This window comes from Streptomyces sp. NBC_00162 (assembly GCF_024611995.1).
In the GTDB taxonomy this organism is placed as follows: domain Bacteria; phylum Actinomycetota; class Actinomycetes; order Streptomycetales; family Streptomycetaceae; genus Streptomyces.
The window spans coordinates 1,119,134-1,144,578 of record NZ_CP102509.1; the positions used below are offsets into that span (position 1 = coordinate 1,119,134).

Sequence of the window (25,445 nt, forward strand, 5' to 3'; positions counted from 1 at the left end):
GTCTGCTGAATCGGTTGCTTAAACTAGGTGGCGCACGGGGCGTGCGCAATGGCCTGATCCCCCTGAATACTGGGGAGTTCGAGCAACCAGGGGGATTCCATGGACGAACCGGCCCGTATCGGCAGCAGGGTTCAGCGGATGCGCAACGAACTCGGCCTGACTCAGAGACAGTTGGCGGAGCCCAGCTACACCCCCGCCTATATCTCGACGCTGGAGTCGGGCCGGGTCCGCCCGTCCGAGACCGCGCTGCGCTTCCTCGCCGGGCGCCTGGGCACCTCGTACGAGGAGCTGGCCACCGGCCGCCCCGCCCACCTGGCCACCGAGGTGCGCCTCGCCCTGGCCGACGCCCAGCAGACGCTCGCCACCGGCGCCGCCGACGAGGCCGCCGTACGCTACCGGCAGCTGCTCGACGAGGCGGAAGAGCTCGCGCTGGTCCCCGAGCAGGCGGAGGCCCTCCTCGGGCTGGGTGACTGCGCCCTGGAGTCGGGGGAGCTCCCGGATGCGATCGGCCACTTCGAGGCGGCCGAGCGCCTGCTGGCCGGTGAACCGCTGCCCCGCCGGGCCCGCCCCATCCGCGGCCGCGCCGTCGCGCACCTGCTCGCCGGAGAGCTGCGCTACGCCTGCTACCTGCTGGAATCCACCATCGACGAGCTGGGCGCGAGCGGGCTGGCCGACCCGGAGGCGCTGGTCCTGCTCTACGCCGCGGTGATCGGGCCGTACATCGACATGGGCGCCCACGCCCGCGCCGCCCACGCGGCCGAGCTCGCCCTCGCGCTGGCCCCGCAGGTCAGCGATCCGGCGCTGGTGGCGGGGATGCACCGGCAGGTGGCGCGGACGTTCCTGGCCGAGGGCCGGGTGGCCGACGCCGACGCCTCGCTCGCCAAGGCGCAGGCGATCTACGGGCAGCTGCGGCTGCGGACCGACCTGGCGCACTGCCACTGGATGCGCGGGTACGTACAGGCTCAGAACGGCGAACTCGACTCTGCGGAGCGAGAGTTGCGTACGGCCCGGGAGATGCTGTCCGCCCGCCGCGCCGCCCTGTACACGGCGCAGGTGGAGGTGGAGCTGGCCGACGTACTGCGCAGGCTCGGCCGGTACGAGGAAGCCGCGGAGCTGCTCTCGGCGCTGCTGGAACTGGGGGACAGCCACGGCGCCGTGCACGCGGGAGGCGCGCACCGGCTCCTCGGCCTGATGGCCGAGGAGCGCGGTGAGACCGAGTCCGCCGAGGAGCACTACGTGCAGGCGCTGGCGCTGCTGGAGCGCAGCGGGGCCACCGGCGACCTCGCGGACCTGTGCCGGATGCTGGGCGACCTGCTGCGCCGGACGGGCCGGACCGAGGCGGCGCTGGACGCCTACCGCACGGGCCTGGGACACCGGGCCGCGCCGGGCACCACCACGCTCGGCCCGGCGCCCGCCGCGCCTGCGTTCGGTTCGGCCCGGATCAGTGGTTCTCGGTGGGCTGGAGATCGCGCGGAATGAGCGCCCAGGTCGTGGCCGCCGCGGCGATCGCGAGCCCGCCGGCCATGAGGAACGCCGGGGTGATCGCGAGGGTGTAGGCCTGCGAGGCGGCGTCGAGCAGGGCCTGGCCGACGGTGCCGCCGAGCCGCTCGGCGGTGTGGGCGGCCTCGCCCACGGAGTCCCGTACCGCGGCGGTGCTCGGGCCGTCCAGGTCCAGGGCGGGCAGGTTGCCCCGGTAGAGCGCGGCCGCGGTGGAGCCGAGGATGGCCACGCCCATGGCCGAGCCCAGTTCGTAGCAGGTCTCCTCGATGGCGGCAGCGCTGGAGACCTCGTCCGCGGGCGCCGCGGAGATCAGCGTGACCGAGGCGACCGTGGTCGCGATCCCGGCGCCCAGGCCCATGACGGTCAGGGCGGCCGCGAAAGCGGGGTATCCGAGGTCGGTGAACTGCTGGAAGGTCCACGGCAGGGCCATGCCGACCGCCAGGACGACCAGGCCGGCGCCCAGCACGTGCCGGATCGCGAAGCGCTGCATCAGGGTGGGGGCCACCATCGAGGCGCAGATCAGCGCGAGCGGGGCCGGCAGCAGCCGCAGTCCGGCCTCGAGCGGGGTGTAGCCCTGGCCGTACTGGAACCACTGCGTGACCAGGAAGAGGATCGCGCCCATGCCCACCATGGGCAGGAAGATCGCGGTCGCCGCGACGCTGAAGGCCGGCTTGGCGAACAGCCGTACCTGGAGCAGCGGGTTGTCCCGGTGCAGCTGGCGGCGTACGAAGACGGTCAGCGCGACGGCGGCCAGGACCAGCAGGGCCCACGGGAGCGGGTCCGCGACGCCGCTCTTGCCGAGCTGCTTGATGCCGCCCGCGAGGGCGAGCATGCCGACGATCGACTGGCCGACGCCCCACCAGTCCCACGCGCCGGTGCTGTGCGCGGAGCGGGACTCGGGGAGGTAGCGCAGCCCCGCCGCCACGATGAGGGCGGCGACGGGCAGGTTGAGGAGGAAGGCGGAGTGCCAGCCGTGGTCCTGGACGAGCAGCCCGCCGACGACCGGACCGAAGGCCATGCCGCCGCCGAACACGGCCGCCCAGACGGCCAGGGCGAAGGCGCGCTCCTTGGCGTCGGTGAAGACGCTGCGCAGGATCGACAGGGTGGAGGGCATGATGGCGGCGCCGCCGACGCCGAGGAGGGCGCGGGCCGCTATGACGTGCCAGCCCTCGGTGGCGAAGACGGCTATGAGCGAGGCCACCGAGAAGATGCCGAAGCCCGCCATGAGCAGCCGCTTGCGCCCCCAGCGGTCACCGAGCGCGCCCGCGGTGACCAGCAGGCCGGACAGCGCGAGCGCGTAGACGTCGATGATCCACAGCTGCTGTACGGCGCTCGGCTGGAGGTCGCCGACGAGGGAGGGGAAGGCCACGTTGAGGATCGTGGTGTCCATGGAGATCAGCAGGAGGCTGCCGGAGAGGATCGCCAGGACGATCCACCGGCGGGGGTCGAGCGCGGCGGGGTGCATGAAGTTCCGTTCGGGGTTGTGCACGGGGCGGAGCGGGGCGGGATCTACGGTGCGGACGGTGGTCCGGGGGTCCGGGTCCCGCTGAGGAAGGACGTCAGGATCAGGTGGCCGATCTGGCGGGGGGCGAAGTGCCCGTCGCGGACGCCCTCGGCGGCGGCGTCGAGCAGGCCCCACAGCGAGTACCAGATCCAGTACGGCGGCAGGTCGGCGCGCAGCCGCCCCAGCCGCTGGCCGAGGGAGAGGAAGGCCAGCGCTTGCTGGTCCTGCCGGTCTACCCCGGCCCGGAACTCCGGGTCGGCGAGCACGGTGGCGTCGCGCGAGGTGAAGCCGTACAGGTGCGCCGCGGGCAGCAGGGCGACGACCAGCTCCTCCAGTGCGGCGTCGAAGGCCGGACCGTCGGCGGTCTCGGGCAGGTCGGCCGGGGTGAGGCACTCGTCGACCACCTGGATGGCCCGGACCGCGACGGCTTTGAGCAGCGCCTCGCGGGTCGCGTAGCGACGGCTGAGCGTGGCGCGGCTGGTCCCGATCCCGGCGGCGATCTGCACCATCGAGGCGCTGTGATCGCCGGCGAGGACACGCGCGGCACTGTCCAGCAGTTCTTCTTCGTGCACCATGATGAGCCTCCTTCGCCTCGAACGATACAAAATTGTCTCATTCGAGGCAAGCTTGACCCGCCGCTGGTGCCTTCCGCGCGCGCCGTTCGCTACCGTGGGGGGACCATGGACGAGAAGAAGAACGACAGCGCCGGCGCCGGCGCCACCGAGATCGCCGCTGCGGCGAAGTACGAGAAGTGGAAGCAGAACGGCGTGGCCCTGCGCGCCTTCTTCTACATCCTCGGCACCCACGTGTTCGCCGGTTTCGTGTGGCTGCTCTTCCACCTGGGCCAACAGGCCCAGAAGTAACCGCCGGGAGAACCGGGAGACGGCATGCGCGACGACGGCAGGAACGAGAGCGAAGAAGAACGCGCGGACCGGCAGTGGCAGGAGCTGGTGCAGGAGATCCGCGTCGCGCAGACCGGCGTGCAGATCCTCTTCGGCTTCCTGCTGACGGTCGTCTTCACCCCCACTTCCAGGCCCTGCCCCAGACCGACAAGACGCTCTACATCGTGACCGTCGTCCTGGGATCCCTGTCGACCGGCGCGCTCATCGGCCCGGTCGCGTTCCACCGCATCGTCTCCGGCCGCCGGATCAAGCCCCAGGCCGTCACCTGGGCCTCACGCCTCACCTTCGTGGGCATCCTCCTGCTGCTGGCCACCCTCACCGCCGCGCTCCTGCTGGTCCTGCGCGTGGCCACGGACAACGCCTTCGTGCCCTGGCTTGTGGCCGGCGTGCTCGCGTGGTACCTGCTGTGCTGGTTCGCCCTGCCGCTGTGGGCGCGCACGCGCTACACGCGCAAGGACTGACGCCGGCCCCTGCCCCGGGTGTGCTACTCCGAGTCCTGATCGGTGCGCGCCCGGGCGCCCGAGCGGGTGCGTCCGGGCGTCTGGGCCCGCTGCGGGTGGCGCCGTACGTACTCGTGCTCCAGCTCGTTCATCCGCTGCGTGTGGGTAACCAGGGCGTCGTCCGACCCGTGCAGCAGGGTCTCGTGGCGCGTGCGGTGGATGGCCTCCAGCTCCTTGAGCAGCCGGCCTTCCTCCAGTTTCCGCGCCGACGGACCGCCGTCGTGCTCCGTCATGGCACGCACACCTCCTCCACGCTCGGTTCGGCCCTCGCCGAAGCAGCCCTCCGCTTCCATCATCTCCTGCCCGGCCCGCGTCAGCAGATGCGCGGCAGTTGCTCTCCGATGGGCAGGTCGACCACCCGGGTGCCGCCGAGACCCGTGCGGGCCACGACCAGACCGGGGTGGGCGGCGACCGCCTCGCCGATCACCGCCGCGTGGCGGCCCAGCGGGTGGGCGCGCATGGCGTCGAGGACGGCGTCCGCGTGCTCCCTCGGGACGAAGGCGACCAGCTTGCCCTCGTTGGCCACGTACAGCGGGTCGAGGCCGAGGATCGCGCACGCGTTCTGGACGGCGGCGGGGACCGGCACGCGGCCCTCCTGGATGACGACGCCGGTCCCGGAAGCGGCCGCGATCTCGTTGAGGGCGGCCGCCAGCCCGCCGCGGGTGGGATCGCGCAGGACGTGGAGGTCCGGGGTGACGGCGAGCATGGTCCGGACGAGACCGCCCAGGGCCGCGCAGTCGCTCTCGATGTCCACGCCGAACTCCAGTCCCTCCCGGACGCTCAGGATGGCCACCCCGTGCAGGCCGATCTCGCCGCTGACGATCACGACGTCGCCGGGAACGACCCGCTGCGGGCGCAGGTCCACTCCGTCGGGGATCAGCCCGATGCCCGCGGTGTTGACGTAGACGCCGTCGCCGTGGCCCGCCTCGACGACCTTGGTGTCGCCGGTCGCCACCTCCACCCCGGCGGCGCGCGCGGCGGCGCCGAGCGCCTCGGCCACCCGCGCCACGACCGACATCTCGACCCCCTCCTCGAGGATGAACCCGCAGGAGAGGTAGGCGGCTTGGGCCCCGGCCATGGCCAGGTCGTTGACGGTGCCGTTGACCGCCAGGTCGCCGATGCTGCCGCCCGGGAAGAACAGCGGCCGCACCACGTACGAGTCGGTGGAGAACGCCAGCCGGACACCGCCCAGGGAGACGGCGGCGGAGTCCCCGAGCTGGGCCAGTACCTCGCCGCCGAAGGCGGGGGCGAAGAGGTGCTGGACCAGTTCGGCCGACAGTGCGCCGCCTCCGCCGTGCCCCATCACCACGCGGGGGCGGTCGCGCAGGGGGGCCGGGCAGGTCCAGCCGGTGATGTCGTGTGCGGTGTCAGGGTGTGCGGTCTCAGGGTGTGCGGTCTCAGGGTGTGCGGTCTCAGGCTGTGCGGTCTCAGGCAACGGGGCTCGCCTCCGGCGAAACGGCGGTCCGGGCGGGAGTGAGTTCCAGCCGGCGGTACAGGTAGTACGCGGCGCACGCGCCCTCGCTGGACACCATCGTGGCGCCGAGCGGGCTGCGCGGGGTGCACAGGGTGCCGAAGGCCTCGCACTCGTGGGGCTTGAGCAGCCCCTGGAGCACTTCGCCGCTGCGGCACTCGGCGGGCTCCCGCGTGTTGATGCCGGTCACCGAGAAGCGGTGCTCGGCGTCGTACTCCCGGTAGCGTGCCGACAGCCGCCAGCCGCTGTCCGGGATGACGCCGATGCCCCGCCAGGCACGGTCGGTGACCTCGAAGACGTCCTCCAGCATGGCGAGGGCGGCCGGGTTCCCCTCCGGTCGCACGGCGCGCGCGTAGGCGTTGTCGACGGTGTGCTCGCCGCGCTCCAGCTGCCGTACGGCCCGCCGTACGCCTTCCAGGATGTCCAGCGGCTCGAAGCCGGTCACGACGATCGGGACGCGGTGGCGGGCCGCCAGTTCCGGGTACTCCCCCATGCCCATCACACTGCACACATGGCCGGCCGCCAGGAAGCCCTGGACCCGGCAGCTCGGCGACTGCATGATCGCCTCGATGGCCGGCGGGACACGGACGTGGGAGACCAGCAGGCTGAAGTTGGGAATGCCCAGCTTCTTCGCCTGGTACACCGTCATGGCGTTGGGCGGCGCCGTGGTCTCGAAGCCGATGCCGAAGAACACCACCTCGCGCCCCGGGTTCTCCTGCGCGATCCTGAGCGCGTCGAGCGGGGAGTAGACGACCCGTACGTCGCCCCCTCGCTCCGCACCTGGAAGAGGTCGCGGCCGGTGCCGGGCACGCGCAGCATGTCGCCGAAGGAGCAGAAGATCACATCCGGCCGGGAGGCGATCTCCAGGGCCTTGTCGATGACCTCCAGCGGGGTGACGCACACCGGGCAGCCCGGGCCGTGGATCAACTCCACCTGATCGGGGAGGAGTTGATCGATGCCGTGCCGGATGATGGTGTGCGTCTGGCCGCCGCAGACCTCCATCAGGGCCCAGGGGCGGGTCACGGTGGCGTGGATGTCGTCGAGCAGCCGGCGGGCGAGCTCGGGGTCCTGGAACTCGTCGATGTACTTCACGGGCGGGCTTCCTCCTGCGCTACGGCTTCGTCCGGGTCGTCGGTGAAGGGCCACGGGGAGCCGCCCGCTGCCGCGGCCTGTTCCCAGGGATCGCCAAACTCCTCCTGCAGCATGCCGAGTTGTGCGAAGAGTTCGAGGGTCTGGCGGGCCGACTCCTCGTCCAGCCGCTGGAGGGCGAATCCCACGTGGACGATGGCGTACTCGCCGACCTGAAGGTCCGGCAGGTACTCCAGGCACACCTCTTTCTGCACGCCGCCGAAGTCGACGGTCGCCATGCGGGTGCCGTCCTTCTCCCCGATGTCAAGCACTCGGCCGGGTACCGCCAGGCACATGGGTTCTCCTTCGCTAGGGGTGGTGATCCGTGGCGTGTACTGCTGCCGCCACCATGAGCTGGCCCAGCGACAGCCCGCCGTCGTTCGGCGGGACGCGGGTGTGACGCAGGACGGTGAACCCCTGCTCGCGCAGGATGCTGGCGCAGGCCGTGGAGAGCAGGGTGTTGGCGAAGACCCCGCCGGTCAGGGCGACGGTGTCCAGGGCGTGCCGCTCGCGGGCCAGAACGCAGAGCGCGCCCACGAGGCCGGCCACCGAGGCGTGGAAGCGGGCGGCGATCCTGGCCGGATCCGTGCCCGCGCGTACGTCGGCCACCACGGCGGCCAGCACGGGCGCCGGATCGGCGGTCACGGGACCCTCGGCGCCGTCCGGTGGCGGACGCAGGGCGAAGGCGTACCCGGGTCCGGCTCCGGGTCCACCGGCGGCGAGCGCCGCGGACTCCAGCTCGATCGCGGCCTGCGCCTCGTACCCGGAGCGGTGGCAGACGCCCGCGAGGGAGGACACGGCGTCGAAGAGCCGGCCCATGCTGGAGGTCGGGGCGCAGTTCAGGTTCCGCTCCAACTGGCCGCGCAGTACCCGTAGTTCGTCGGGCGGACAGGCGGCGACACAGGGCAGGTCCGCGGTCCATTCGATGCCCGCGGCCCGCAGCTGGGACAGGGCCATGCGGTACGGGCGGTGCACGGCCGCGTCGCCGCCCGGCAGCGGGACGTAGGCGAGGTGGGCGAAGCGCGTGTACCCGGCGTAGTCCGCCAGGAGGAACTCGCCGCCCCACACGGCGCCGTCGTCGCCGTAGCCGGTGCCGTCGAAGGCGACGCCGATCACCTTCCGGCCGCCGTCCAGGCCGTGTTCGGCCATCGCGGAGGCGATGTGGGCGTGGTGGTGCTGTACGCGGACCAGCGGTCGCCCGGCGGCGACGCGCCGCGCCCGTTGGCCGGACCGGTAGCCGGGGTGGAGATCGGCGGCGAGCAGGGCGGGGGTGACGCCGGTGACGGACTCCAGCTGCCGCTCGGCGCGTTCGTAGGCGTACTGGGTGGCGAGGTCGTCCATGTCGCCGATGTGTGCGGACAGCCAGGCCCGGCGTCCTTCGCCGAGGCAGAACGTGTTCTTCAGGTCTCCCCCGGCGGCGAGGATCGGGGGGACCGGCAGCGGGAGGGTGACGGGCAGCGGGGCGTAGCCGCGGGAGCGTCGTACGGTCAGCGGCTCGCCGTCGCAGACGCGCACCACCGAGTCGTCGCAGGGCACGTGGATCGGGCGGTCGTGGGTGAGCCAGGCGTCGGCCAGGCCGGCGAGCCGGTCCAGGGCCTCGGCGTCGTCGGTGACGATGGGCTCTCCGGAGAGGTTTCCGCTGGTCATGACGAGCAGCCGGGGACCAGGCGGGTCGCCGGGCAGGCCGAGCAGCAGGTGGTGCACGGGCGTGTACGGGAGCATCGCGCCGAGGTCGGGAGAGCGCGGGGCCACCCCTCCGCGACTCCCCCGCCGACGCCGGCACCGGGCGCGTCGGCGCGGCGGCGCAGCAGCACGATCGGCCGGACCGCCCCGGTGAGCAGGGCGTGCTCCTCGGGGCCGATGTGGACGAGGTGCTCGAGGTCGGCGGGGTCGCGGGCCATCAGGGCGAACGGTTTGTCCCCGCGGGCCTTGCGGCGGCGCAGTTCGGCCACGGCTCCGGGGTGGGCGGCGTCGCAGGCGAGGTGGTAGCCGCCGATCCCCTTGACGGCGAGGATCGCCCCGGCGGTGAGCAGCCGACGGGCCTCGGCGGCCGGGTCCACGCCGGTGACCTCGTGGGGAGGGTGTCCGGCGAGGAGTCGCAGCCGGGGTCCGCAGGCGGGGCAGGCGACGGGCTGTGCGTGGAAGCGGCGGTCGGCGGGGTCGGCGTACTCGCGGGTGCAGTCGGGGCACATCGGGAAGCCGGCCATGGTGGTGTGGGCGCGGTCGTACGGCAGCCCGGTGACGATGGTGAAGCGCGGTCCGCAGTGCGTGCAGGTGATGAAGGGGTGGCGGTGGCGGCGGTCGGCCGGGTCCGCCAGTTCGGCGAGACAGTCCGCGCAGGTGGCCACGTCCGGTGGGACCAGCGTGCGGGCGGGGCCGCCGGCCCGGGAGGCGACGATGGTGAATCCGGCGCCGCCCGCGACGGGCACCTCGCAGTGGTCGACCGCGTCCACCACCGCCAGCGGGGGCGCGTCCGCCGCGAGCCGGTCGCAGAACTCGGTGACGGCGGCCGGTGCGCCCTCGATCTCCGCGACCACGCCCTCGGGGGTGTTCGTGACGTGCCCGGCGAGGCCGAGGCCGGTGGCGCGGGTGTACACGTAGGGCCGGAAGCCGACGCCCTGCACCACGCCCCGGACGATGATCCGTCGGCGCTCGACGGCCTCCATCAGTGCGTCTGCACCACTGCGTGCGGCGTCCCGTGGTCGTGCGCGTGACCGTGGGGCTGCCGCGCCATGACCGGCGTGTGCGCCCCGGTGCCCGCGCCGACCGCCAGCGCCCGGTCGAGCAGCAGGCCCGCGCCCTCTCCCGCGCGGGCGGACGTCAGTGCCACCTCCACGCCGGGGTTGACCCGCTGGACGTTCGCGCGGAAGGCGGCCTCGTCGAACTCGACGGCCTCCGCGATGTCCGTCTTGGTCACCACGACCAGCTGCGCCAGTCCGAAGGCGGTCGGGTACTTCAGCGGCTTGTCCTCGCCCTCGGTGACCGAGGCGAGGACCACCCGCAGGGTTTCCCCGAGGTCGTAGGAGGCCGGGCAGACCAGGTTGCCCACGTTCTCCACGAACAGGAGCCGGGTGTCCTCGGGCAGCCATCCGTCCAGGTGCCGGCTCAGCATCCCGGCCTCCAGGTGGCAGAGCCCGTCGGTGAGCACCTGCTTGACGGGAACTCCGGAACGGGACAGCCGCCGCGCGTCGTTCTCGGTGGCGAGGTCGGCGGTCAGGGCGGCCACCGGCACGCCCCGCTCCCGGGCGAGGAGCAGTTCGCGCTCCAGCAGTGCCGTCTTCCCGCTGCCCGGGCTGGAGAGCAGGTTGACGACCACGGTTCCCCGTGCGGTGAGTTCGGCGCGCAGGGTGTGCGCCGCCTCGTCGTTCTTGGCGAGTACCGCCTGCCGTAGATCGACCACTCGGCACATGGTTCAGGCCTCCTCGGAGATCGGTTCGCGGGTACGGGCGGCGGCGCAGGGGGCGGGTCCGTCCTCCCAGTCCACGCTGAGGATCCGGAGCTCGCGGCCCGCGATCAGCTCGACGTCGGTGGCCCGCGAGCAGCCGGGGCAGCACAGGTCGGGGGGCATGCCGGTCGGCCATGCGTGGTCGCAGGCACCGCACCGGGCGCGGGCCGCCACCGTCTCGGTGACGAGGCCGGCGCCTTCCAGTACGGTTCCGGCGCAGGCCAGTTCGAAGCAGAAGGCCAGGGCGTCGGGAACCACTCCCGCCAGCTCTCCGACCTGGAGCCGGACGGCCGTCACGGCGCTCGCTCCGGCGGCTTCGGCCGCTTCCTCCACCTGGCCGACGACGGCCATGGCGATTGACATCTCGTGCATCGGACTCCGTCCTGCCGGGGCTCATTACACCGGCAGGACGGAGGCGGGGCGGGCGGGCACGCCGACGCGCGGCACGCCCCGTACGCCATTCGGGCGCCGGGGCGGGCGCTGTCCTACATCTTGGTCATCCGCAGGTAGCGCCTGATGTCGGGGAGGAACTGCTTCAGTACGACGACCAGTGCGACGGTGGCGGCCCCGCAGATGACGGCCTTCTTCATGGGGTTCTCCTCAGTGCTCGGGGAGGCGTGGCGGTCTCGTCCCGGAGCAGGTCCAGCACCATGCGGACGGCCCCCGGCACGGCCGCGGCCACGGGTGGGCTCAGGCCGATGCCCTCCTCGACGGAGGCCGGTTCGCAGCCGATGACCAGCGTCCGCCGGGGTGGGGTGGTGCCGGTGCCGGCGCACAGGGTGTCCAGGAGGGCGAGGACCGCGTCGGGGGACATGTGGTGGCCGTCGAGTACGGCGCCGCCCTGCGGGGCCGCGCCGGGGCCGTCGGCCTCGATGAGGTACAGCGTGCCGGGGGCGCCGCCGCGTGCGGTGGCGTCGACCAGGACGAGGGTGTCGTAACCGTCGAGGAGCTGGTAGGCGAGGTGGACTCCGCGCACGCCGAAGTCGAGGACCTCGACGCCGTCCGGGAGCGGGTGTGCGGACAGGGCGCGCACGGCCTCGACGCCGAAGCCGTCGTCGCCGAGGAAGACGTTGCCGATGCCGGCGACCAGTGTTCCGCCGCTCACGCGTCCTCCAGGGGGTGACCTCGTCGGGCTGGAAGTAGAGGAAGCGGCCCTGCTCCCGTCGGATGTCGGCGCCCGGGTCGTCCTCGACGGTCACCGCGAGGTGGACTCCCCCGTCGACGTCGTGCAGGACCGCCTCGACCCGGGCGGCCATGCCCTGGAGGAACAGGTCCTGGGCGTCGGCGCGGCGCAGGCCCGGCCGGAGAAGGACCCGGCTGCCCACGCCCACCGGGGCGCCGTCGATCAGGATCCGGTCGCGTGCCGGGTCGGCGGTGTCCTCCCGGGCCGGGTCCCACCAGGGGGTATCGGACCTGAACACCGCTTCCTCATCGGGGAGTTCGGCAAGTTCCGGAGGTGCTCCGCCGGGGTCGGTGATCTCGCGCAGGGCGCGCACCGCCCCGTGCAGCCGCTCCAGCACCTCGGGCGGCATGGAGTCGGCGAGGTCGATCACGGCGGCGGCCCGGGCGTCCGTACCGCGCGCCTCGCGCTTCTCCTGGTCGGTGAGGGCGGCGGTGCGCAGGGCGAGGATCTCGTCGATCTCGGTGGCGTCGTACATCGCGCCGGCGCTTTCGGGGGCGATGGCCGGGTGGTCCTCCAGGATGATCGGGGAGGACAGGACCACGTCGGCGCGGCCTGGTTCGCCCGCGAGTACGGGCCAGGTGTGGCGGTTGACGCAGGAGGCGACGGCTTCCTTGGCCCACTCGGGCGGGTCGGTCATGGAGAGGAAGGAGCCGGCGTCGAGGCCCAGCAGGAGGTGGGCGGCGACCAGCGACCGGGGCAGGGCCGCGTCGCGGTCGGCGGCCCGGTCCGGCGGGGTCCACGGACTGGTGTTCTCCACCACCGCGGTGAGCTTGAACACCCGGTAGGCGCCTTCGAGTTCGGTCGCGCGCAGGCGTACGACGCCCTCGATCTCCTCGGTACGCCGCACCAGGCGGCCGACACGGCCGCCGTCGGCGTCGAGGACGGGCTCGGTGTCCTCGCGGGCGGGGCGGCGGAAGGGAAGGGCGACGCCCTCCCCCGCCAGTTCGGCCACGTCGACGGACAGCTCGACCCGCTCCTCGGCCCCCTCGTCCCAGGGGACGAGGACCCGGTCCGTCAGGTGCAGTTCGGCCACGTCCGCGAAGGTGCCGTCCGCCAGGGCCTGTTGGACCGTGCGGCGCTGTGCGTGCAGGAAGCGCAACTCGACGTCGAGGCGCGCCGCGCCCTTGGGTTCCATCAGGATCTCGGTCTGCTGGTGCGCGTGCTCTTCGTGCGCCGGGCCCCACGCGGGCGGGACCAGTACCCCGAACTGCCAGCGCAGCCGGTTCTTGGCCGCCGAAGCCCGGTACGGGTAGAGCACGTAGCCCTCGAAGAGGACGGCGTCGGCCACCTGCCGGGCGGTGGCGAAGCGGGAGTCCGTCGCGGCCGTGGTGGTCATGGCGCCGTCCTCTCGGTGGCACGGGGCAGTACGGAGCCGAAGCGGACGGGTGCGGGTGGCGGCTGCGCGGCGGCGGCCGCGTCGAGGAGGGTGCGTACGGTGGCCTCCCAGGAGGCGAGGGAGTGCCGCGAGCGGAAGGCGAGCAGCTCCGCCATGGTGTCGCGGGGCAGCCGCAGCCAGCCGCAGCCCGGGAAGTGCTGCTCGATCATCTCCCGCCACACGGGTACGGGCATGCGGTACGAGGCTTCGCGGTCCCAGGGCACGGGCTCGACGCGGAAACCGCCCGCGCCGGTGAAGGCGGTGCCGGAGAACAGCATCAGCAGCGGCGCCTCGCCCTCCTCCAGGGCGTGGAAGTAGCGGGTCGCCGCGATGTCCATGTCGTAGGTACAGGGGACGACCAGGTCGATCTCGGTCTCGCCGGTGAAGCTGGGCACCATGAGCGCGACCTGGGCGAACTGCACGGGCTGGAGGGTGGTTCCCCAGCGGCTGCGCTCACCGAACAGGTCGGCCAGGCCGTCGGCCTCGGCGGGGCCGTAGCCGCGCCGGGCCGGTTCGATGCGGATCTGGCAGCGCAGGGCGAGGGCGTGCACCCGGGCGTCGCCGGCGGCAGTGATCCGCAGCCGGAAGACGAGGGTGGGGCCGGCGGCGTAGGCGTCGGCGCGCACTCCGGTGCAGGTGAAGCCGAAGTCAGTCATCGCGGCCGCGCCTCCGCCACATCGGCCGGGACCTTGGCCCGGCGTTCCACCTGGTCGAAGAAGGCGTCGAGGGCAGCGCGGGCCTCGGCGCCGCCGTCGAAGCCCTGCCACAGCAGCCTCATCCGGCCCACCAGTTCGTAGCAGATGTCGATGGGCACGAGGTGGCAGGTGGTGCGGCCCTCCGTCCGGCGCAGCAGCAGCGCCTCCACGTCGGGTTCGAGCAGGGCGGCCAGCCGGTGGCCGCCGAGTACGGTCTGCCAGGTCTGCGGGTCGAGTTCGCTCTCGGTGGCTCCGGCCGGGCTCGGGTAGAGCGCGACCAGGCGGTCGAGGGCGGCGTTGCGGAAGAAGAAGGCGACGCCGACCGGGATCTGGAGCAGTTCCCAGGCTCCCTCGTCGAGCGGGTGGCCGGGGTCGGTGAGGTAGCGGTCCGGTACGGCGCGGTACCGCCCGGTGGTGGTGCCCGGCCGGTCGAACAGCAGGGCGCAGGCGGTGCAGGCACAGACCAGGGCCCGCTTCTCGGGCTCGACGAGGTGGCGGTGGCGGTCTTCGGGCACCACCACCCCGCACAGTTCGCAGGTTTCGGGGCGGGGCGGGCGCGGGCCCGCGAACCGCCGCAGGCCGCGCGGGGCGCCCGTACGCTCCGGGTGTCGGTTCACGGCACCTGCGCCGGGGTGTGCGGGCGGGTGGAGATCTGGAGCAGGGCGGGCTGCGGGGCCGCGGCCGGCTCGCTGTCCACCCGGGTCACCTCGGGGGCGAAGGCGGCCAGGGCGTCCTCGACGGCCTGCCCCGCTGACTCGCCGCCGGCGTGGCAGCCGCAGCCGCTGCCGGCGGCCTCGGGGCGCAGGCGCAGCACTCCGGTGGTCTCGTCGAAGCCGAGCACCTCCACGGGGTCGCCCGCGGCGTCGAGGGCGCGGGCGATGCGGGTGTGCACGTCCTCGGGGTTCAGGTCGTGCAGGGCCAGCAGGCTCGCGACGAGTTCGTCGTCGAGCAGCGGGCGCAGCGGCGCCTCGCCGAGCCGCCCGACGATCCGGGCGAGGCCCGCCCCGTAGAAGTCCATGAGGACGCGCACCAGTTCCTCGGCGGCCGCGCACGCCTCGCGGTCGCCGGTGGCGGCGAGCCGGTCGAGCACCTCCTCGACGCGGCGGCCCGTCTGCCGGGCGTCGACGGCCGGGCTCATCCGCCCAGTCCGCTCAGGCCGGTGGGCACGTGCATGGTCTTCACCGTCTTGCCGCCGCCCACGTACATGTGGACTCCGCAGGGCAGACAGGGGTCGAAGCTGCGTACGGCGCGCATGATGTCGATCCCCTTGAAGTTCTCCGGGGTGTTCTCCTCGAAGATCGGCGTGTTCTGGACGGCGTCCTCGTAGGGGCCGGGCGTGCCGAAGGTGTCGCGGGTGCTGGCGTTCCACGGGGTCGGCGGGTAGGGGTGGTAGTTGGCGATCTTTCCGTCGCGGATCACCATGTGGTGCGAGAGCACGCCCCGTACGGCCTCGGTGAAGCCGACGCCGATGGACTCGTCCGGCACCTCGAACTTCTCCCAGGTCTGGGTGCGTCCGGCGCGGACCTCGGCCAGGCCCTTCTCGGCGCAGTGCAGGGCGATGGCGGCGGCGTAGGCCTGGAAGTACGTGCGGGCGCGGTTGCGCTCCAGCGCGTTGCTCCACTTCGGGATCTTCCACTCGAAGCGCGTCTCGGGCTTGGTCATCGTGCGCGGCAGGTTGATGACCACGCTGTGTCCGGTGGCCTGGACGTAGCCGACGTCGACGAGTCCGGAGAGGGCGGTGGACCAGAGGCGGGCGATGGGGCCGCCGCCGGTGTCGAGCGCGAGGTGGTCCTTGCCGTCGAACCAGCGGGGCGACATCACCCAGCTGTACTTGTCGTCGAAGTTCCGCTTCTGCGGGGCGGGGATGGTGTGCTGGTTCCACGGGTGGCGGGGGTCCACCGGGTTGCCGAGCGGGTCGTGGGTGACGAACTGCTCCTGGCCTGCCCAGTCGTCGTAATACGAGCTGCCGAGCAGGATGCGGATGCCGAGGTTGATCTCGGTGAGGTCGTTGGTGACCAGTTTGCCGTCGACGACGACGCCCGGGGTCACGAACATCTTGCGACCCCAGTCGCTCATGTTGGCGTACGTGAAGTCGCAGTACTCGGGGTCGTTGAGCGCGCCCCAGCAGCCGAGCAGCACGCGGCGCCGGCCGACCTCCTCGTAGCCGGGCAGGGCCTCGTAGAAGAAGTCGAAGAGGTCGTCGTGGAGCGGGACGACGCGCTTCATGAACTCCACGTACCGCATGAGGCGGCTCATGTAGTCGGTGAAGAGCTGCACGGAGGCGATGGTGCCGACGCCGCCCGGGTAGAGGGTGGAGGGGTGCACGTGGCGGCCCTCCATCAGGCAGAACATCTCGCGGGTGTAGCGGCTGACCTGGAGGGCCTCGCGGTAGAACTCGCCCTCGATGGGATTGAGGGAGCGCATGATGTCGGCGATGGTCTTGAAGCCGTGGTCACCGGCGTGCGGGGCCTCGGTGCGCTCGGCGAGCTCGAGGACCCCGGGGTTGGTCTCGCGGACCATCTTCTCGCAGTAGTCGACCCCGACCAGGTTCTCCTGGAAGATGTTGTGGTCGAACATGTACTCCGCCGACTCGCCCAGGTTGATGATCCACTCGGCGAGATGGGGCGGCTTCACCCCGTAGGCCATGTTCTGCGCGTAGACGGAGCAGGTGGCGTGGTTGTCACCGCAGATCCCGCAGATGCGGCTGGTGATGAAGTGCGCGTCGCGTGGGTCCTTGCCGCGCATGAAGACGCTGTATCCGCGGAAGACCGACGAGGTGCTGTAGCACTCCGCGACCCGCTTCTGCTTGAAGTCGATCTTCGTGTGGATGCCGAGGCTGCCCACGATCCGGGTGATCGGATCCCAGGCCATCTCCACCAGGCCGCTGCCGTCGCCGGACGCCTTCGTCTTCGGTGCCATCGTGTCTGCCGTGACCCTTCTTGCTGCTCTGCTGCGAGGAGTTCGTGAGCGGGGTGAGGACGTCGGGGCTCACCAGGGCGGGCGGTAGCCCGTGGTCAGCTTCTGGCCGGTGCGGCGCCACTTCGGCTCCTGGTCCACGGTGTGCGCCGTGATCGAGCGGAGCCTGCGGACCACCGCCCCGTACGCGCCGCTGGCCTTGCTGGACAGCTTGGCGCCGGGGGTTCGTCCATGAACGGCATGAACTTGTCGGGGAAGCCGGGCATCGTGCAGGCGATGCAGATGCCGCCGACGTTGGGGCAGCCGCCGATGCCGTTCATCCAGCCGCGCTTGGGGACGTTGCACTTGACGACGGGACCCCAGCAGCCCAGCTTGACCAGGCACTGGGGCGAGTCGTAGGTCGTGGCGAACTGGCCCTGCTCGTAGTAGCCGGCGCGGTCACAGCCCTCGTGGACGGTGGCGCCGAACAGCCAGGTGGGGCGCAGCTTGTCGTCGAGCGGGATCATCGGTGCGGAGCCCGCCGCCTGGTAGAGCAGGTAGGTCAGCGTCTCCGAGAAGTTGTCCGGCTGGATCGGGCAGCCCGGTACGCACACGATCGGGATGCCGGCCTTCGACGTCCAGTTCCAGCCCAGGTAGTCGGGCAGGCCCATGGCTCCGGTGGGGTTGCCCTCCATGGCGTGGATGCCGCCGTAGGTGGCGCAGGTGCCGATGGCGACGACGGCGAGGGCCTTGGGGGCCAGCCGGTCGATCCACTCGCTGGTGGTGATGGGCTGGCCGGTCTCGGGGTCGTCGCCGAAGCCGCACCAGTAGCCCTCGGGCTTGATCTTCTCGTTGGGGATGGAGCCCTCGACGACGAGCACGAACGGGTCGATCTCGCCCCGCTCCCCCTTGAAGAACCACTCGATGAACGTGTCCGCGCCACCGACCGGACCGCATTCGAAGTCGATCAGCGGCCAGTGCACCGCGATCTTGGGCAGCCCCGGGAGTACGCCCGTCACGATCTCCTCGATGCTGGGCTGCATGGCGGCGGTCAGGGACACGGAGTCGCCGTCGCAGCTCAGCCCGGCGTTGATCCAGAGGATGTGGATCGGGGGGTCTTCCACCGGGGCCGGCGTCGCTGGATCCATGGGGATGCCTCCTCGGGGAGGTGCTCGGGTCGGAGTGCGGACGAGGCGGCGTTCGCGGCCTCACCCTCTCTTGCTAACAGCCGGGCGCCCGGCGTGCTGCGTCATGTGCGGCCAGTCCAGTGACCGGGCGCTGCCGGGAGGGCAGCGGAGCCGTGTGCCGGCCGGCCGCGGGGCGCGCGAGGTGGGGTGGCGTGGCCGCCGCGGGCTCCTTGCGTACGAAGGCGCGGCGCAGGGCGTGGTACGGGGCGTCCGGGTCGGAGAAGGTCTGCCTCATCAGGGCCAGCTCGGCCTCCCGGTAGGCGGCCAGGGGCTTCTCGGCCTCGTCGCGGTCGCGCCGGGCCTTCTTGGCGGCGATCCGGGAAGCGGTGGCGGGCAGGGCGGCGAGCCGCGCCGCGAGCCGCGCCGTCTCGCCGGCGAAGGCCTGCGGCGCGCAGGGCACCGTACGGTCGGTCAGCCCCAGCCGGAGCGCGGCCTCCGCGCTCAGCGGCAGGGCCTCGGTGGTGAGGCGCTCGGCGACGCCGGTGCCGACGCGGCGCGGCAGGGTGTAGGTCCAGAACTCGGAGCCGTGCAGTCCCATCAGGCGGTAGTGCGGGTTGAGCACCACGCCCGCGCGGCACCAGACCTCGTCGGCGGCGAGGGCGAGCATGGCCCCGCCGGCGGCGGCGTTGCCGCCGAGGGCGGCGACGACCAGGCGGTCGGTGGTGGTGAGCACGGCCTCGACGAGGTCGTCCATGGCGTTGATGTTGGCCCAGGACTCCTCGGCCGGGTCGGCGGCCGCCTCGATGACGCCCAGGTGGATGCCGTTGGAGAAGAAGTCTCGGCCGCCGCCGAGGACCAGGACGGTGGTGGGGCGGGCGCAGGCGATCCGGTAGGCGTCTCGCAGGCGCCGGCAGTGGGCGGTGCTCATCGCGCCGCCGGGGAAGGAGAAGGTCAGGAAGCCGGTCTGCCCCTCCTCGCGGTAGCCGATGTCGGACCAGGTGCGGCGGCGCGCGTCCGTGTGCAGCGGGGCGGGGTGTTCCCGCAGCGCGGGCAGCCGGTCGGCGAGGGCCACGGTGGCGGGCAGTTTCGGGGCGGCGGGCCCGCCGGGGGTGCGGCGGGCGCGGAGTTCGGGGATCCAGACGGCGCCGTCGGCGGTGGCCCGGCAGATGGCGCCCGCCCGGGTGGCGAGCAGTTCCCCGGGGCGGCCGCGCAGGCGGTCCTCGGCGTGGCTTCCGTGCAGGAACCACTCGGCGCCGAGCAGTTCGTCCCGTACGCCGGGCTGTGAGTCGGCGGCGCGCAGGACGCGCAGGACGCGTGCGGTGGAGTCCGCCTGCCAGTCGATCCGGCGGTGCTCCTGGCGCATCGCGGGGCGTGGGTGTCCGGCGCTCTGCCGCTGCGGGGTGTACGTGCCCGAGGCGAAGCGGCCGACGGCGAGGTGTACGGCCTCGAGGGCTGCGTCGGCGACCTCGCCGCGGTAGAGGTCGCTCTTGCCCACTGGTGGTACGGGGCACGTGACGTGGGCCCAGACGGGTCCGGCGTCCATCTCGGCCTCGGCCTGCAGGACGGTGACGCCCCATCGGGTGGCCTGTTCGTGGAGGGCCCAGTCGAGCGAGGAGGGGCCGCGGTCGCCGACCGGTCCCGGGTGGACGATCAGGCAGGTGTACGCGGCCCAGACCTCCTCGGGGAGGGCCGTCCGCAGCATCGGCGCGAGGACGAGGTCGGGCTGGTGCCGGCGGACGGCGGGCGCCAGGGGGACGTCGGGCAGGGCGAGTTCGACCGCCACGCTGTGGCCGTGGTCGCGCAGTTCGGCGTGGACCCGCTGGGTGAGGCTGTTGAACGCGCTCGCGACGAGCAGGACGTGCACGTGATCTCCCAGCGGCGGCTCGGAGCCGCGACGCCGGAACGCCTCGGCTGATCATGGCCGGGCGACAGCTCGAACAGCATGACCGGCCGCCTGAGATCGTCTGGTACCCCGGTGGGACGCGCCCGGCGCCGAGCGGTGGTGTCACCCGAAAGCGCCGCCATCGGGGGCCACTCGGCCCTGGTGGGCGTCCTGCGCGGGCAGGAACCGGTCCAGGTGGTGGCGCAGGACGGCGGCGGGCGCCTGGGTGACGATGTGAAAGGTCCGGCTGGCCTCATCGGTGGGCAGCGACTCCGTCAGTAGCGCCTCGGTCATCGCCCGCGGGCCGGGATCGGGGCCCGCAGTCGCGCCATGACCCGGGCGCCGAGGCCCTCGGCCAGGTGCTGGAGCGGGACTCGGTCGACGCCGCGTAGGTCAACGGGCGGCGGCCCGGGCCGTACAACTGCGGGCGACCTCGGCGGCGAAGGCCCGGGCCGGCGGGGCGAGTGCGGACCAGCGGCGGACCGCCCAGCCGACGGCGAGCGGCGGCAGGGCCGGGATCGGGACCAGGCGCAGCGGGCCGTCGGTGCCGGGGACCCGCCAGCCGGGCAGCGCGGGTACGACGGCGTGGCCCAGGCCCAGTTCGGCGAGGAGCAGGGCGGTGTCCCAGTCCGCCACGCTGGTGTCGGAGCGGACCCGGATGCCGGCTTCGGCGAACGCGGCGTCGAGGCGGGCGCGGGAGGCGGAGTTCTCCGGCAGCCGGACATGGCGGATTCCCGAGAGGTCGGCGAGCTCGATCCGGGGGCGGGCGGCGAGGGAATCGTCCGCGCCGACCGCGAGCACCCAGGGAAGTTCCATCACGGGGCGCTGCTCGATGCCGCGGACCGGGGCGCCGATGGTGATCCAGGCCAGGTCGAGGTCGTCGGCGGCGAGGGCGTCGAAGCAGCTACGGCTGGAGTTCTCGGTCTGGAACTCCAGGCTCACTCCGGGGTGCCGGCGGCGGAAGGTGACGACAGCCTCGGACATGAAGTGCCGGACGGTGGTCGCGCCGGTGGTGACGCGCACCGAGCCACCGCCTCCCCGTACGAGGTCGTCCAGGCGGCGCAGGGCGCCGTCGAGGCCGGCGATGCCGTCGGCGGCGGCCGCTTGCAGGATGCGGCCGGCCTCGGTGGGCACCACCCCGCGGGCGTGGCGCTCCAGCAGGGTCGCGCCGGTCTGCTTCTCCAGGCGGCGTACGTGCTGGCTGACGGCGGACTGGGTGCGGCCGAGGTCGCGGGCCACGGCACTGAGGCTGCCGGCGCGGCAGACGGCCACGAACACGCGGAGGTCGTCGAGAGTCATGGGATCCAAGCTATCGCTTGGATGTGGGGAGCAAATCGGTGGATTGACTTGGGTGTCGGGCCGGATCAAGATCGATGCAGGGCCCGGGCGGCAACCCGTCCCGCGTCTTCGCCACGGGGTCCGGACCCCAGGCGCGGACGGGGGACGGGTGTCGACCCACCACATCGTGAAAGGACGCGCCCGTGTCGGATCGAGCCGTCACATGGCTGCGGGAACTCGGCGCCGAACGCATCGCGCATCCCGGCGGAACCCTCCTCGCCCACCTGGGGCGCGTCCGGGAGCTGCTCGCCTCCTGGGGAGCGCGACCCGCGCTCCAACAGGCCGGTCTGTGCCACGCGTTCTACGGGACGGACGGTTTCGCGACCGCCCTGCTGCCGCTCTCGCGGCGGGCCGAGCTGGCCGCGGTGATCGGCGCGGAGGCCGAGGGGATCGTGTACTTCTACGCCGCCTGCGACCGGGCGGCGTCCTATCCGACGCTCGGCGAGGGGGAGGCGGCCTTCCGCGACCGGTTCACCGGTCGCGTCCACTCCCCCGCCCTGGAGCTGCGCCGGGACTTCGCCGAGCTGTCGGCGGCCAATGAGCTCGACCTCGCACGGATCGACCCGGCCTTCCGGGAGGCGTGGGGCGCCGAACTGCTCGCGCTCTTCGGCCGGTTCCGCGGTCTGCTGAGCGAGCCGGCCTGGCGGGAGTGCCAGGCCGGGCTCGTCGGGTGAACGGGTCAGGGGGTGAAGGTCCAGCGCTGGGCCGGGGTGTTGTCGCAGGCGGCGCGGGTGAGGAGGGTGCCGTTGGCGGTGCCGGATCCGGCCGGGGTGAGGCATTGGCCGGCGGTGCGCAGGGTGCTCTGGGGGCCCGCCTGCCAGGTCTGGCCGGCGCTTCCGTCGCAGGTCCGGATCGTCACGCGTGCGGCGTCGGCGCCGTCCAGGCAGACGCCGGCGAGACCGGTGAGGCGGCCGTCGCTCTGGAGGGTCCAGCGTTGGTTCGGGCCGCCGTGGCAGGTGTAGAGGGTGGGTTCGGTGCCCGGGGTGGTGGCGCTGTGCGGCAGGTCCACGCAGCTCGCGGAGGCCGCGTTGACGAGGGTGGCGTCGGCCGGGAGCGGGGCCGGGCGTCCGGTGAGGGTGATCTCGGCGGCGCTGGTCCACGGGCCGCGCCCACCGGCCTCGGTCAGGGCTTTCAGCCTCAGGTAGCGGCCGCTCTTCACGGACAGGGCGGCGCTCTTGGCGGCCGCCGTGTCGGCGAAGGTGCCGCTCGCCACGGGTGAGCCCCAGTCTGCGGTGGTGTCGGAGACGTAGACCTCGTAGTCGCCGATGCGGCCGTTGACCCCGCTGTCCTGCCGGGGCAGGTAGCCGAGGCCGTCCACCGCGTAGCGGGCGCCGAGGTCGAGCTGGATCTCGTGCGGGAGCGCGGCCGGCTTCCCGGAGGACCAGGCGGTGTGCCACAGCGTGGCCGGGTTGCCGTCGAAGGCGTTGGCCGCGGCGCCGTTCTCGGCGGCGGTCTCCTGGCTGTCGGCCGAGACCAGGGACCAGCCCGACTGCGCGATGGGGCTGGAGGAGGGCAGGGCGCCGGCCGCCGGGATGGTGGTGCCGGTGGCAGAGACGCTGAACGCGCCCGGCTTCGCACCCGTCTTGACCCACAGGACGCCGGAGCGGTCCGACGGGTCGAAGAACCAGCCCGAGGCGGCCGCGTCGTAGGCGGCCTTGGACGTCAGGCGGGCCAGGGCGGCCCCGTCCGCGGTGAGGGCGGTGGGTGCGGAGGCCACGTGGAGGGTGAACTCGTAACCCCGGGAGGCCGGTTTGCCGGTGTAGCTGCCGGTGGGGGCTCCGACCGAGACGGTGACCGTGCCGGTGCCCGACGCCGGGGCGGTGACGTCGACCTGCTGGCGGGCGAAGGCGCCGGACTGGTGGGCGCGGGTGCGGCCGTCGTCCTCGTAGAGGCTGAAGGAGGAACTGCCGCGCGGGTGGATGTCGTAAGTGAGGGTGGAGACGGCCTTCTCCCCCGTGTAGTTCATCTGCGGCCACATCGGCACGATGGCGCCGCCCTTGACGAAGAGCGGCAGGGTGTCGAGCGGGGCCTGGTAGCCGTTGAGCCAGCCCGGGCCCGCGTAGGTGCGGCCCGTCCAGTAGTCCGTCCAGGTGCCGGCGGGGAGGTAGATCCCGTCCCGTACGGAGGTGTCGGAGACGACGGGCGCGACGAGGAGGGAGTCTCCGGCCATGAACTGGCCGCTGGTGAGGTTCCCGCGGGCCACCGGGTCGTCGGGGTATTCGAGGACCATCGCGCGGGTGCTGGGCACGCCGGTCTCGTTCGCGGTCTTGCTCATCGTGTAGAGGTACGGCATCAGCCGCATCTTGAGCTGGAGGTACTTGCGGTTGATGGACAGGTACGGCTCGGCGAAGCGCCAGGGCTGCTTGTCCTGGTAACCGGCCGAGGGACCGGTCGCGCCCCAGCCGGACATGGTCATGAAGGCGGGGGTGAAGGCCTTCCACTGGAGGTCGCGGGTGTAGGTCTTGGGGCTGCCGCCGAAGATGCCGTCGACGTCGCCGGAGGCGTAGTTCAGGGCCGAGAGGCCCGCGCCGGTGATGGCGGGGACATGCCAGCGCATGTCGTCCCAGGTGCCGTTGGTGTCGCCGGTCCAGACGACGGCGTTGCGCTGGGTGCCGGCCCAGCCGTCGACGGTCCAGACGTAGCGCCGGGCGTCGGAGTTCTTCTCGATCCCGTCGACGGCCTGCTGAACCCCGTTGAAGGCGTACTTGTAGCCGCTGCCGATCCAGGCAACGTCGGTCTTCACGCCGCGGCTGCCGGCCGTTCCCACCTCGTCGCCGATGGAGCCGAGTCCGGTGGAGGTCCACAGGCCGGTCTGGAAGCCCTTGGCCTTCAGCGCGTCCACCGTCGACTTGAGGGGCGCGGTGTAGCCGCAGCCGTAGCCGTCGTTGGGCAGGAACCAGCCCGAGGGCATGTCGGCGGCGCGGGCGTCGGCCGCGTACCCGACGACGTCCGGGGTGGTCTGGTGGCGGAGCCGGTTGTGGTCACCCTGGTAGTCGGGGTTGGAGGCGTTGAAGCAGTCGGCGTTGCCCAGCTCGAAGCCCCACATCGGCGCCATGAACGGCTTGCCGCTGACGTCGGTGTACGCGTCGAGCACGGACTTGAGGGAGTCGCCGGTGAAGTACCAGGCGTCGAACCGGCTCTCGTTGTGGGTGAGGGAGGTGGGCGCGTTGAAGGCGTAGGAGCCCGGGGCCCAGGTGTTGCGCATGACGCCGTAGCCGTTGGTCGACATGTAGAAGGGGGCGGGGCTGGCGTTGTTGTTCTCGCGCCACTTGTTGTCGACCGCGACGGGGACGGTCTTGCCGCGCAGCGCCCATTCGCCCAGGCGCAGGCCGGTGCCGTAGAACTGCTCGTCCGCGCCCCGGGCCAGGTACTGGGTGGTCTGGCTGCCGGTCCAGCTGGTGGGCTGTGTCTCCTGCCAGACGAGGGTGGTGTTGTCGGCCCGGTAGACGGAGAACCGGAGGGGGACTTGTTGACCCGGATGGACAGGGCTCCGGTGCTGATCCGGTAGTACGCGCCCGCGTCGGTCGAGCTCGTCGTGACGGGACCGAAGTCGGTGGTGGGCGCGAGGTCGGTGCCGGCCGGGTCGTTGGTGAAGGCCCCGTCGGGCGAGAGCCAGAGCCGGAAGATGTCGGCCCGGGCGACGACCACACGGGCCTTGGCGCCGCTGGAGGCCGTGACGGTGAAGGTGTTCCCGGCCTGGCTGAAGCCGGTGACGTTGCCGGCCGTGGCCGTGGCTCCGGCGGGGGCAGCGGCGGCGGGCGAGGCGACCGGTCCGGCGGCGGCCAGGCCCGCGACGGCGAGAGCGGCGGCGAGCAGGGCGGCCCGGGTGCGCCGCAGCCGGGGTGGGGTGGCGGTCCTGCTCATCGCCCTGGCCTTGCTCATCACCCTGGCCCGGGCCCTGGTCCTGGTCCTGGTCCTGCGGATGCCTGGCAGTCTCATGGGGCAGCTCCTCGTGCGGTCCGGATCACGGACACACCGACTTGGCATGCACCTGGCAAGATAGCGCCCGAGCGGGCCCCACTGAAGGATGATGCTCGAAATCTCTCTCTATCACGCAACTTTGAGCATGGAGGTGGCTCTCAGAGGGTGACCGCCAGCACCGGCGGGGCCGGGGAGGACCACCGGTGGCCGCAGGGCTCGAAGACCAGCACCACCGGCTGTCCCGGCCGTTGGCGCCAGGAGATGCGTTCCGCCGCGCCGTCGCATACCGGACAGCAGGGCAGCGGGCCGGGCTCCGGAGGGCACTCGGGCGCGGCCGCGAGCGGGGTGGAGTGCGGATCGCGCATGGAGGCTCCCTGGTCGTGCGGTTGGGCTGATCGCACTGTGCCATGGCGGAGCCCTGGTCCGCACGGGCGAATCGTCCAGGGTTTTGGCTGGTCAGAGGTGTGGTCCGGGGGAGGATTCCGGTCCTCTTGGGGGCACTTGGTGATCAACCGCACGCACCACCGGCCGCCACCAGGCCCGATGCCGCTCCGGTGCTCCGGGGTCCACGCCGCGTGG

At 72.7% G+C, this 25,445-nt stretch carries 22 protein-coding genes and 6 pseudogenes; 5 read left to right on the forward strand and 23 right to left on the reverse strand.

The window, feature by feature from the left end:
• The first annotated feature begins 99 nt into the window (after nt 1-99).
• Complete coding sequence (locus JIW86_RS05920) at nt 100-1,479, forward strand: helix-turn-helix domain-containing protein (protein WP_257552828.1); 1,380 nt, start codon at nt 100-102, stop codon at nt 1,477-1,479.
• On the opposite strand, the gene JIW86_RS05925 is transcribed toward JIW86_RS05920, so the two are convergent.
• Nucleotides 1,442-2,989 carry an MFS transporter gene (locus tag JIW86_RS05925; protein ID WP_257552829.1) on the reverse strand — a complete coding sequence of 516 codons (1,548 nt, stop codon included), beginning with the start codon at nt 2,987-2,989 and terminating at the stop codon, nt 1,442-1,444. The two genes, JIW86_RS05920 and JIW86_RS05925, sit on opposite strands and share 38 nt — an antisense overlap.
• Before the next feature lie 20 nt (nt 2,990-3,009).
• Complete coding sequence (locus tag JIW86_RS05930; protein WP_257552830.1) at nt 3,010-3,579, reverse strand: TetR/AcrR family transcriptional regulator; 570 nt, start codon at nt 3,577-3,579, stop codon at nt 3,010-3,012.
• Between the two features lie 105 nt (nt 3,580-3,684).
• Between JIW86_RS05930 and JIW86_RS05935 the strand changes: the two genes are divergently transcribed.
• Nucleotides 3,685-3,867, forward strand: a complete 183-nt coding sequence (locus JIW86_RS05935) for a DUF6126 family protein (RefSeq protein ID WP_257552831.1) — start codon at nt 3,685-3,687, stop codon at nt 3,865-3,867.
• Between the two features lie 24 nt (nt 3,868-3,891).
• Nucleotides 3,892-4,367, forward strand: a pseudogene (locus JIW86_RS05940) (DUF6328 family protein).
• A gap of 23 nt (nt 4,368-4,390) precedes the next feature.
• On the opposite strand, the gene JIW86_RS05945 reads toward JIW86_RS05940, so the two are convergent.
• From JIW86_RS05945 to JIW86_RS06025, 18 genes and pseudogenes are all read right to left on the reverse strand, one after another.
• Nucleotides 4,391-4,639, reverse strand: coding sequence for a DUF6158 family protein (locus JIW86_RS05945; RefSeq protein WP_257552832.1), 249 nt, complete (start codon nt 4,637-4,639; stop codon nt 4,391-4,393).
• Between the two features lie 80 nt (nt 4,640-4,719).
• Nucleotides 4,720-5,760 carry a hydrogenase expression/formation protein HypE gene (gene hypE, locus JIW86_RS05950; RefSeq protein ID WP_257559229.1) on the reverse strand — a complete coding sequence of 347 codons (1,041 nt, stop codon included), beginning with the start codon at nt 5,758-5,760 and terminating at the stop codon, nt 4,720-4,722.
• A 73-nt stretch (nt 5,761-5,833) separates the two neighbouring features.
• Nucleotides 5,834-6,969 (reverse strand): annotated as a pseudogene (gene hypD / locus JIW86_RS05955) (hydrogenase formation protein HypD).
• Nucleotides 6,966-7,301: a HypC/HybG/HupF family hydrogenase formation chaperone gene (locus tag JIW86_RS05960; RefSeq protein WP_215144253.1), complete on the reverse strand. Its 336-nt coding sequence runs from the start codon at nt 7,299-7,301 to the stop codon at nt 6,966-6,968. Before JIW86_RS05960 ends, hypD begins: the two are co-directional and overlap by 4 nt.
• 13 nt (nt 7,302-7,314) lie before the next feature.
• Nucleotides 7,315-9,671, reverse strand: a pseudogene (gene hypF, locus JIW86_RS05965) (carbamoyltransferase HypF).
• Nucleotides 9,671-10,414: a hydrogenase nickel incorporation protein HypB gene (gene hypB / locus JIW86_RS05970; RefSeq protein WP_257552833.1), complete on the reverse strand. Its 744-nt coding sequence runs from the start codon at nt 10,412-10,414 to the stop codon at nt 9,671-9,673. The pseudogene hypF and the gene hypB overlap by 1 nt, the downstream one beginning before the upstream one ends.
• Nucleotides 10,415-10,417: 3 nt before the next feature.
• On the reverse strand, nt 10,418-10,822 hold the full coding sequence (locus tag JIW86_RS05975; protein WP_215144247.1) for a hydrogenase maturation nickel metallochaperone HypA: 405 nt from the start codon (nt 10,820-10,822) through the stop codon (nt 10,418-10,420).
• Between the two features lie 113 nt (nt 10,823-10,935).
• A complete protein-coding gene (locus JIW86_RS42070; RefSeq protein ID WP_416237663.1) occupies nt 10,936-11,040 on the reverse strand; it encodes a DUF6893 family small protein in 105 nt (34 codons plus the stop codon).
• The gene (locus JIW86_RS05980; RefSeq protein ID WP_257559230.1) at nt 11,037-11,555 is read right to left on the reverse strand and encodes a hydrogenase maturation protease; all 519 of its coding nucleotides are present in this window, start codon (nt 11,553-11,555) and stop codon (nt 11,037-11,039) included. Before JIW86_RS05980 ends, JIW86_RS42070 begins: the two co-directional genes overlap by 4 nt.
• A 10-nt stretch (nt 11,556-11,565) precedes the next feature.
• Nucleotides 11,566-12,969 (reverse strand): annotated as a pseudogene (locus tag JIW86_RS05985) (hypothetical protein); the annotation flags it as partial.
• Complete coding sequence (locus JIW86_RS05990; RefSeq protein WP_215144241.1) at nt 12,966-13,664, reverse strand: DUF6084 family protein; 699 nt, start codon at nt 13,662-13,664, stop codon at nt 12,966-12,968. The gene JIW86_RS05990 and the pseudogene JIW86_RS05985, both read right to left, overlap by 4 nt.
• Nucleotides 13,661-14,320, reverse strand: coding sequence for a DUF5947 family protein (locus JIW86_RS05995; protein ID WP_257552834.1), 660 nt, complete (start codon nt 14,318-14,320; stop codon nt 13,661-13,663). Before JIW86_RS05995 ends, JIW86_RS05990 begins: the two co-directional genes overlap by 4 nt.
• On the reverse strand, nt 14,317-14,841 hold the full coding sequence (locus JIW86_RS06000; RefSeq protein ID WP_215144239.1) for a hypothetical protein: 525 nt from the start codon (nt 14,839-14,841) through the stop codon (nt 14,317-14,319). The genes JIW86_RS05995 and JIW86_RS06000 overlap by 4 nt, the downstream gene beginning before the upstream one ends.
• Nucleotides 14,838-16,622 (reverse strand): nickel-dependent hydrogenase large subunit, encoded by a 1,785-nt coding sequence (locus JIW86_RS06005; protein WP_215144237.1) that lies wholly within the window; start codon nt 16,620-16,622, stop codon nt 14,838-14,840. Before JIW86_RS06005 ends, JIW86_RS06000 begins: the two co-directional genes overlap by 4 nt.
• Before the next feature lie 69 nt (nt 16,623-16,691).
• Nucleotides 16,692-17,746: pseudogene (locus tag JIW86_RS06010) on the reverse strand (hydrogenase expression protein HypE).
• A gap of 73 nt (nt 17,747-17,819) precedes the next feature.
• The gene (locus JIW86_RS06015; RefSeq protein WP_257552835.1) at nt 17,820-19,589 is read right to left on the reverse strand and encodes an enoyl-CoA hydratase-related protein; all 1,770 of its coding nucleotides are present in this window, start codon (nt 19,587-19,589) and stop codon (nt 17,820-17,822) included.
• Between the two features lie 141 nt (nt 19,590-19,730).
• Nucleotides 19,731-19,901 carry a hypothetical protein gene (locus tag JIW86_RS42075; protein WP_416237526.1) on the reverse strand — a complete coding sequence of 57 codons (171 nt, stop codon included), beginning with the start codon at nt 19,899-19,901 and terminating at the stop codon, nt 19,731-19,733.
• Nucleotides 19,902-20,000: 99 nt separating this feature from the next.
• Nucleotides 20,001-20,906 carry a LysR family transcriptional regulator gene (locus JIW86_RS06025; RefSeq protein ID WP_257552836.1) on the reverse strand — a complete coding sequence of 302 codons (906 nt, stop codon included), beginning with the start codon at nt 20,904-20,906 and terminating at the stop codon, nt 20,001-20,003.
• A 182-nt stretch (nt 20,907-21,088) separates the two neighbouring features.
• Here JIW86_RS06025 and JIW86_RS06030 point away from each other — a divergent pair, with 182 nt between their 5' ends.
• The gene (locus JIW86_RS06030; protein WP_257552837.1) at nt 21,089-21,619 is read left to right on the forward strand and encodes a DUF6817 domain-containing protein; all 531 of its coding nucleotides are present in this window, start codon (nt 21,089-21,091) and stop codon (nt 21,617-21,619) included.
• A gap of 5 nt (nt 21,620-21,624) precedes the next feature.
• Here the strand turns inward: JIW86_RS06030 and JIW86_RS06035 are convergent, their stop codons facing one another.
• Both JIW86_RS06035 and JIW86_RS41590 read right to left on the reverse strand, forming a co-directional pair.
• Nucleotides 21,625-24,174, reverse strand: a complete 2,550-nt coding sequence (locus JIW86_RS06035) for a TIM-barrel domain-containing protein (protein WP_322975493.1) — start codon at nt 24,172-24,174, stop codon at nt 21,625-21,627.
• A 9-nt stretch (nt 24,175-24,183) separates the two neighbouring features.
• Nucleotides 24,184-24,561 (reverse strand): annotated as a pseudogene (locus JIW86_RS41590) (hypothetical protein); the annotation flags it as partial.
• Between JIW86_RS41590 and JIW86_RS06045 the strand changes: the two are divergent.
• Complete coding sequence (locus JIW86_RS06045) at nt 24,481-24,948, forward strand: hypothetical protein (protein ID WP_257552838.1); 468 nt, start codon at nt 24,481-24,483, stop codon at nt 24,946-24,948. The pseudogene JIW86_RS41590 and the gene JIW86_RS06045 overlap by 81 nt on opposite strands.
• Nucleotides 24,949-25,024: 76 nt before the next feature.
• Here JIW86_RS06045 and JIW86_RS06050 read toward each other — a convergent pair whose 3' ends face one another.
• The gene (locus tag JIW86_RS06050) at nt 25,025-25,231 is read right to left on the reverse strand and encodes a hypothetical protein (RefSeq protein WP_257552839.1); all 207 of its coding nucleotides are present in this window, start codon (nt 25,229-25,231) and stop codon (nt 25,025-25,027) included.
• Between the last annotated feature and the right edge of the window lie 214 nt (nt 25,232-25,445).

Excerpts from the sequence above, each read along its gene's own strand:
- JIW86_RS05935 (WP_257552831.1), top strand. The coding sequence starts at position 3,685 with ATGGACGAGAAGAAGAACGACAGCGCCGGCGCCGGCGCCACCGAGATC.
- JIW86_RS05920 (WP_257552828.1), top strand. The coding sequence starts at position 100 with ATGGACGAACCGGCCCGTATCGGCAGCAGGGTTCAGCGGATGCGCAAC.
- hypB (WP_257552833.1), bottom strand. The coding sequence starts at position 10,414 with ATGTGCCGAGTGGTCGATCTACGGCAGGCGGTACTCGCCAAGAACGAC.
- JIW86_RS06000 (WP_215144239.1), bottom strand. The coding sequence starts at position 14,841 with ATGAGCCCGGCCGTCGACGCCCGGCAGACGGGCCGCCGCGTCGAGGAG.
- JIW86_RS06035 (WP_322975493.1), bottom strand. The coding sequence starts at position 24,174 with ATGTCGACCAACGGCTACGGCGTCATGCGCAACACCTGGGCCCCGGGC.
- JIW86_RS42075 (WP_416237526.1), bottom strand. The coding sequence starts at position 19,901 with ATGACCGAGGCGCTACTGACGGAGTCGCTGCCCACCGATGAGGCCAGC.
- JIW86_RS06050 (WP_257552839.1), bottom strand. The coding sequence starts at position 25,231 with ATGCGCGATCCGCACTCCACCCCGCTCGCGGCCGCGCCCGAGTGCCCT.
- JIW86_RS06025 (WP_257552836.1), bottom strand. The coding sequence starts at position 20,906 with ATGACTCTCGACGACCTCCGCGTGTTCGTGGCCGTCTGCCGCGCCGGC.
- JIW86_RS42070 (WP_416237663.1), bottom strand. The coding sequence starts at position 11,040 with ATGAAGAAGGCCGTCATCTGCGGGGCCGCCACCGTCGCACTGGTCGTC.
- JIW86_RS05945 (WP_257552832.1), bottom strand. The coding sequence starts at position 4,639 with ATGACGGAGCACGACGGCGGTCCGTCGGCGCGGAAACTGGAGGAAGGC.
- JIW86_RS05960 (WP_215144253.1), bottom strand. The coding sequence starts at position 7,301 with ATGTGCCTGGCGGTACCCGGCCGAGTGCTTGACATCGGGGAGAAGGAC.
- JIW86_RS05990 (WP_215144241.1), bottom strand. The coding sequence starts at position 13,664 with ATGACTGACTTCGGCTTCACCTGCACCGGAGTGCGCGCCGACGCCTAC.
- JIW86_RS05930 (WP_257552830.1), bottom strand. The coding sequence starts at position 3,579 with ATGGTGCACGAAGAAGAACTGCTGGACAGTGCCGCGCGTGTCCTCGCC.
- JIW86_RS06005 (WP_215144237.1), bottom strand. The coding sequence starts at position 16,622 with ATGGCACCGAAGACGAAGGCGTCCGGCGACGGCAGCGGCCTGGTGGAG.
- JIW86_RS05975 (WP_215144247.1), bottom strand. The coding sequence starts at position 10,822 with ATGCACGAGATGTCAATCGCCATGGCCGTCGTCGGCCAGGTGGAGGAA.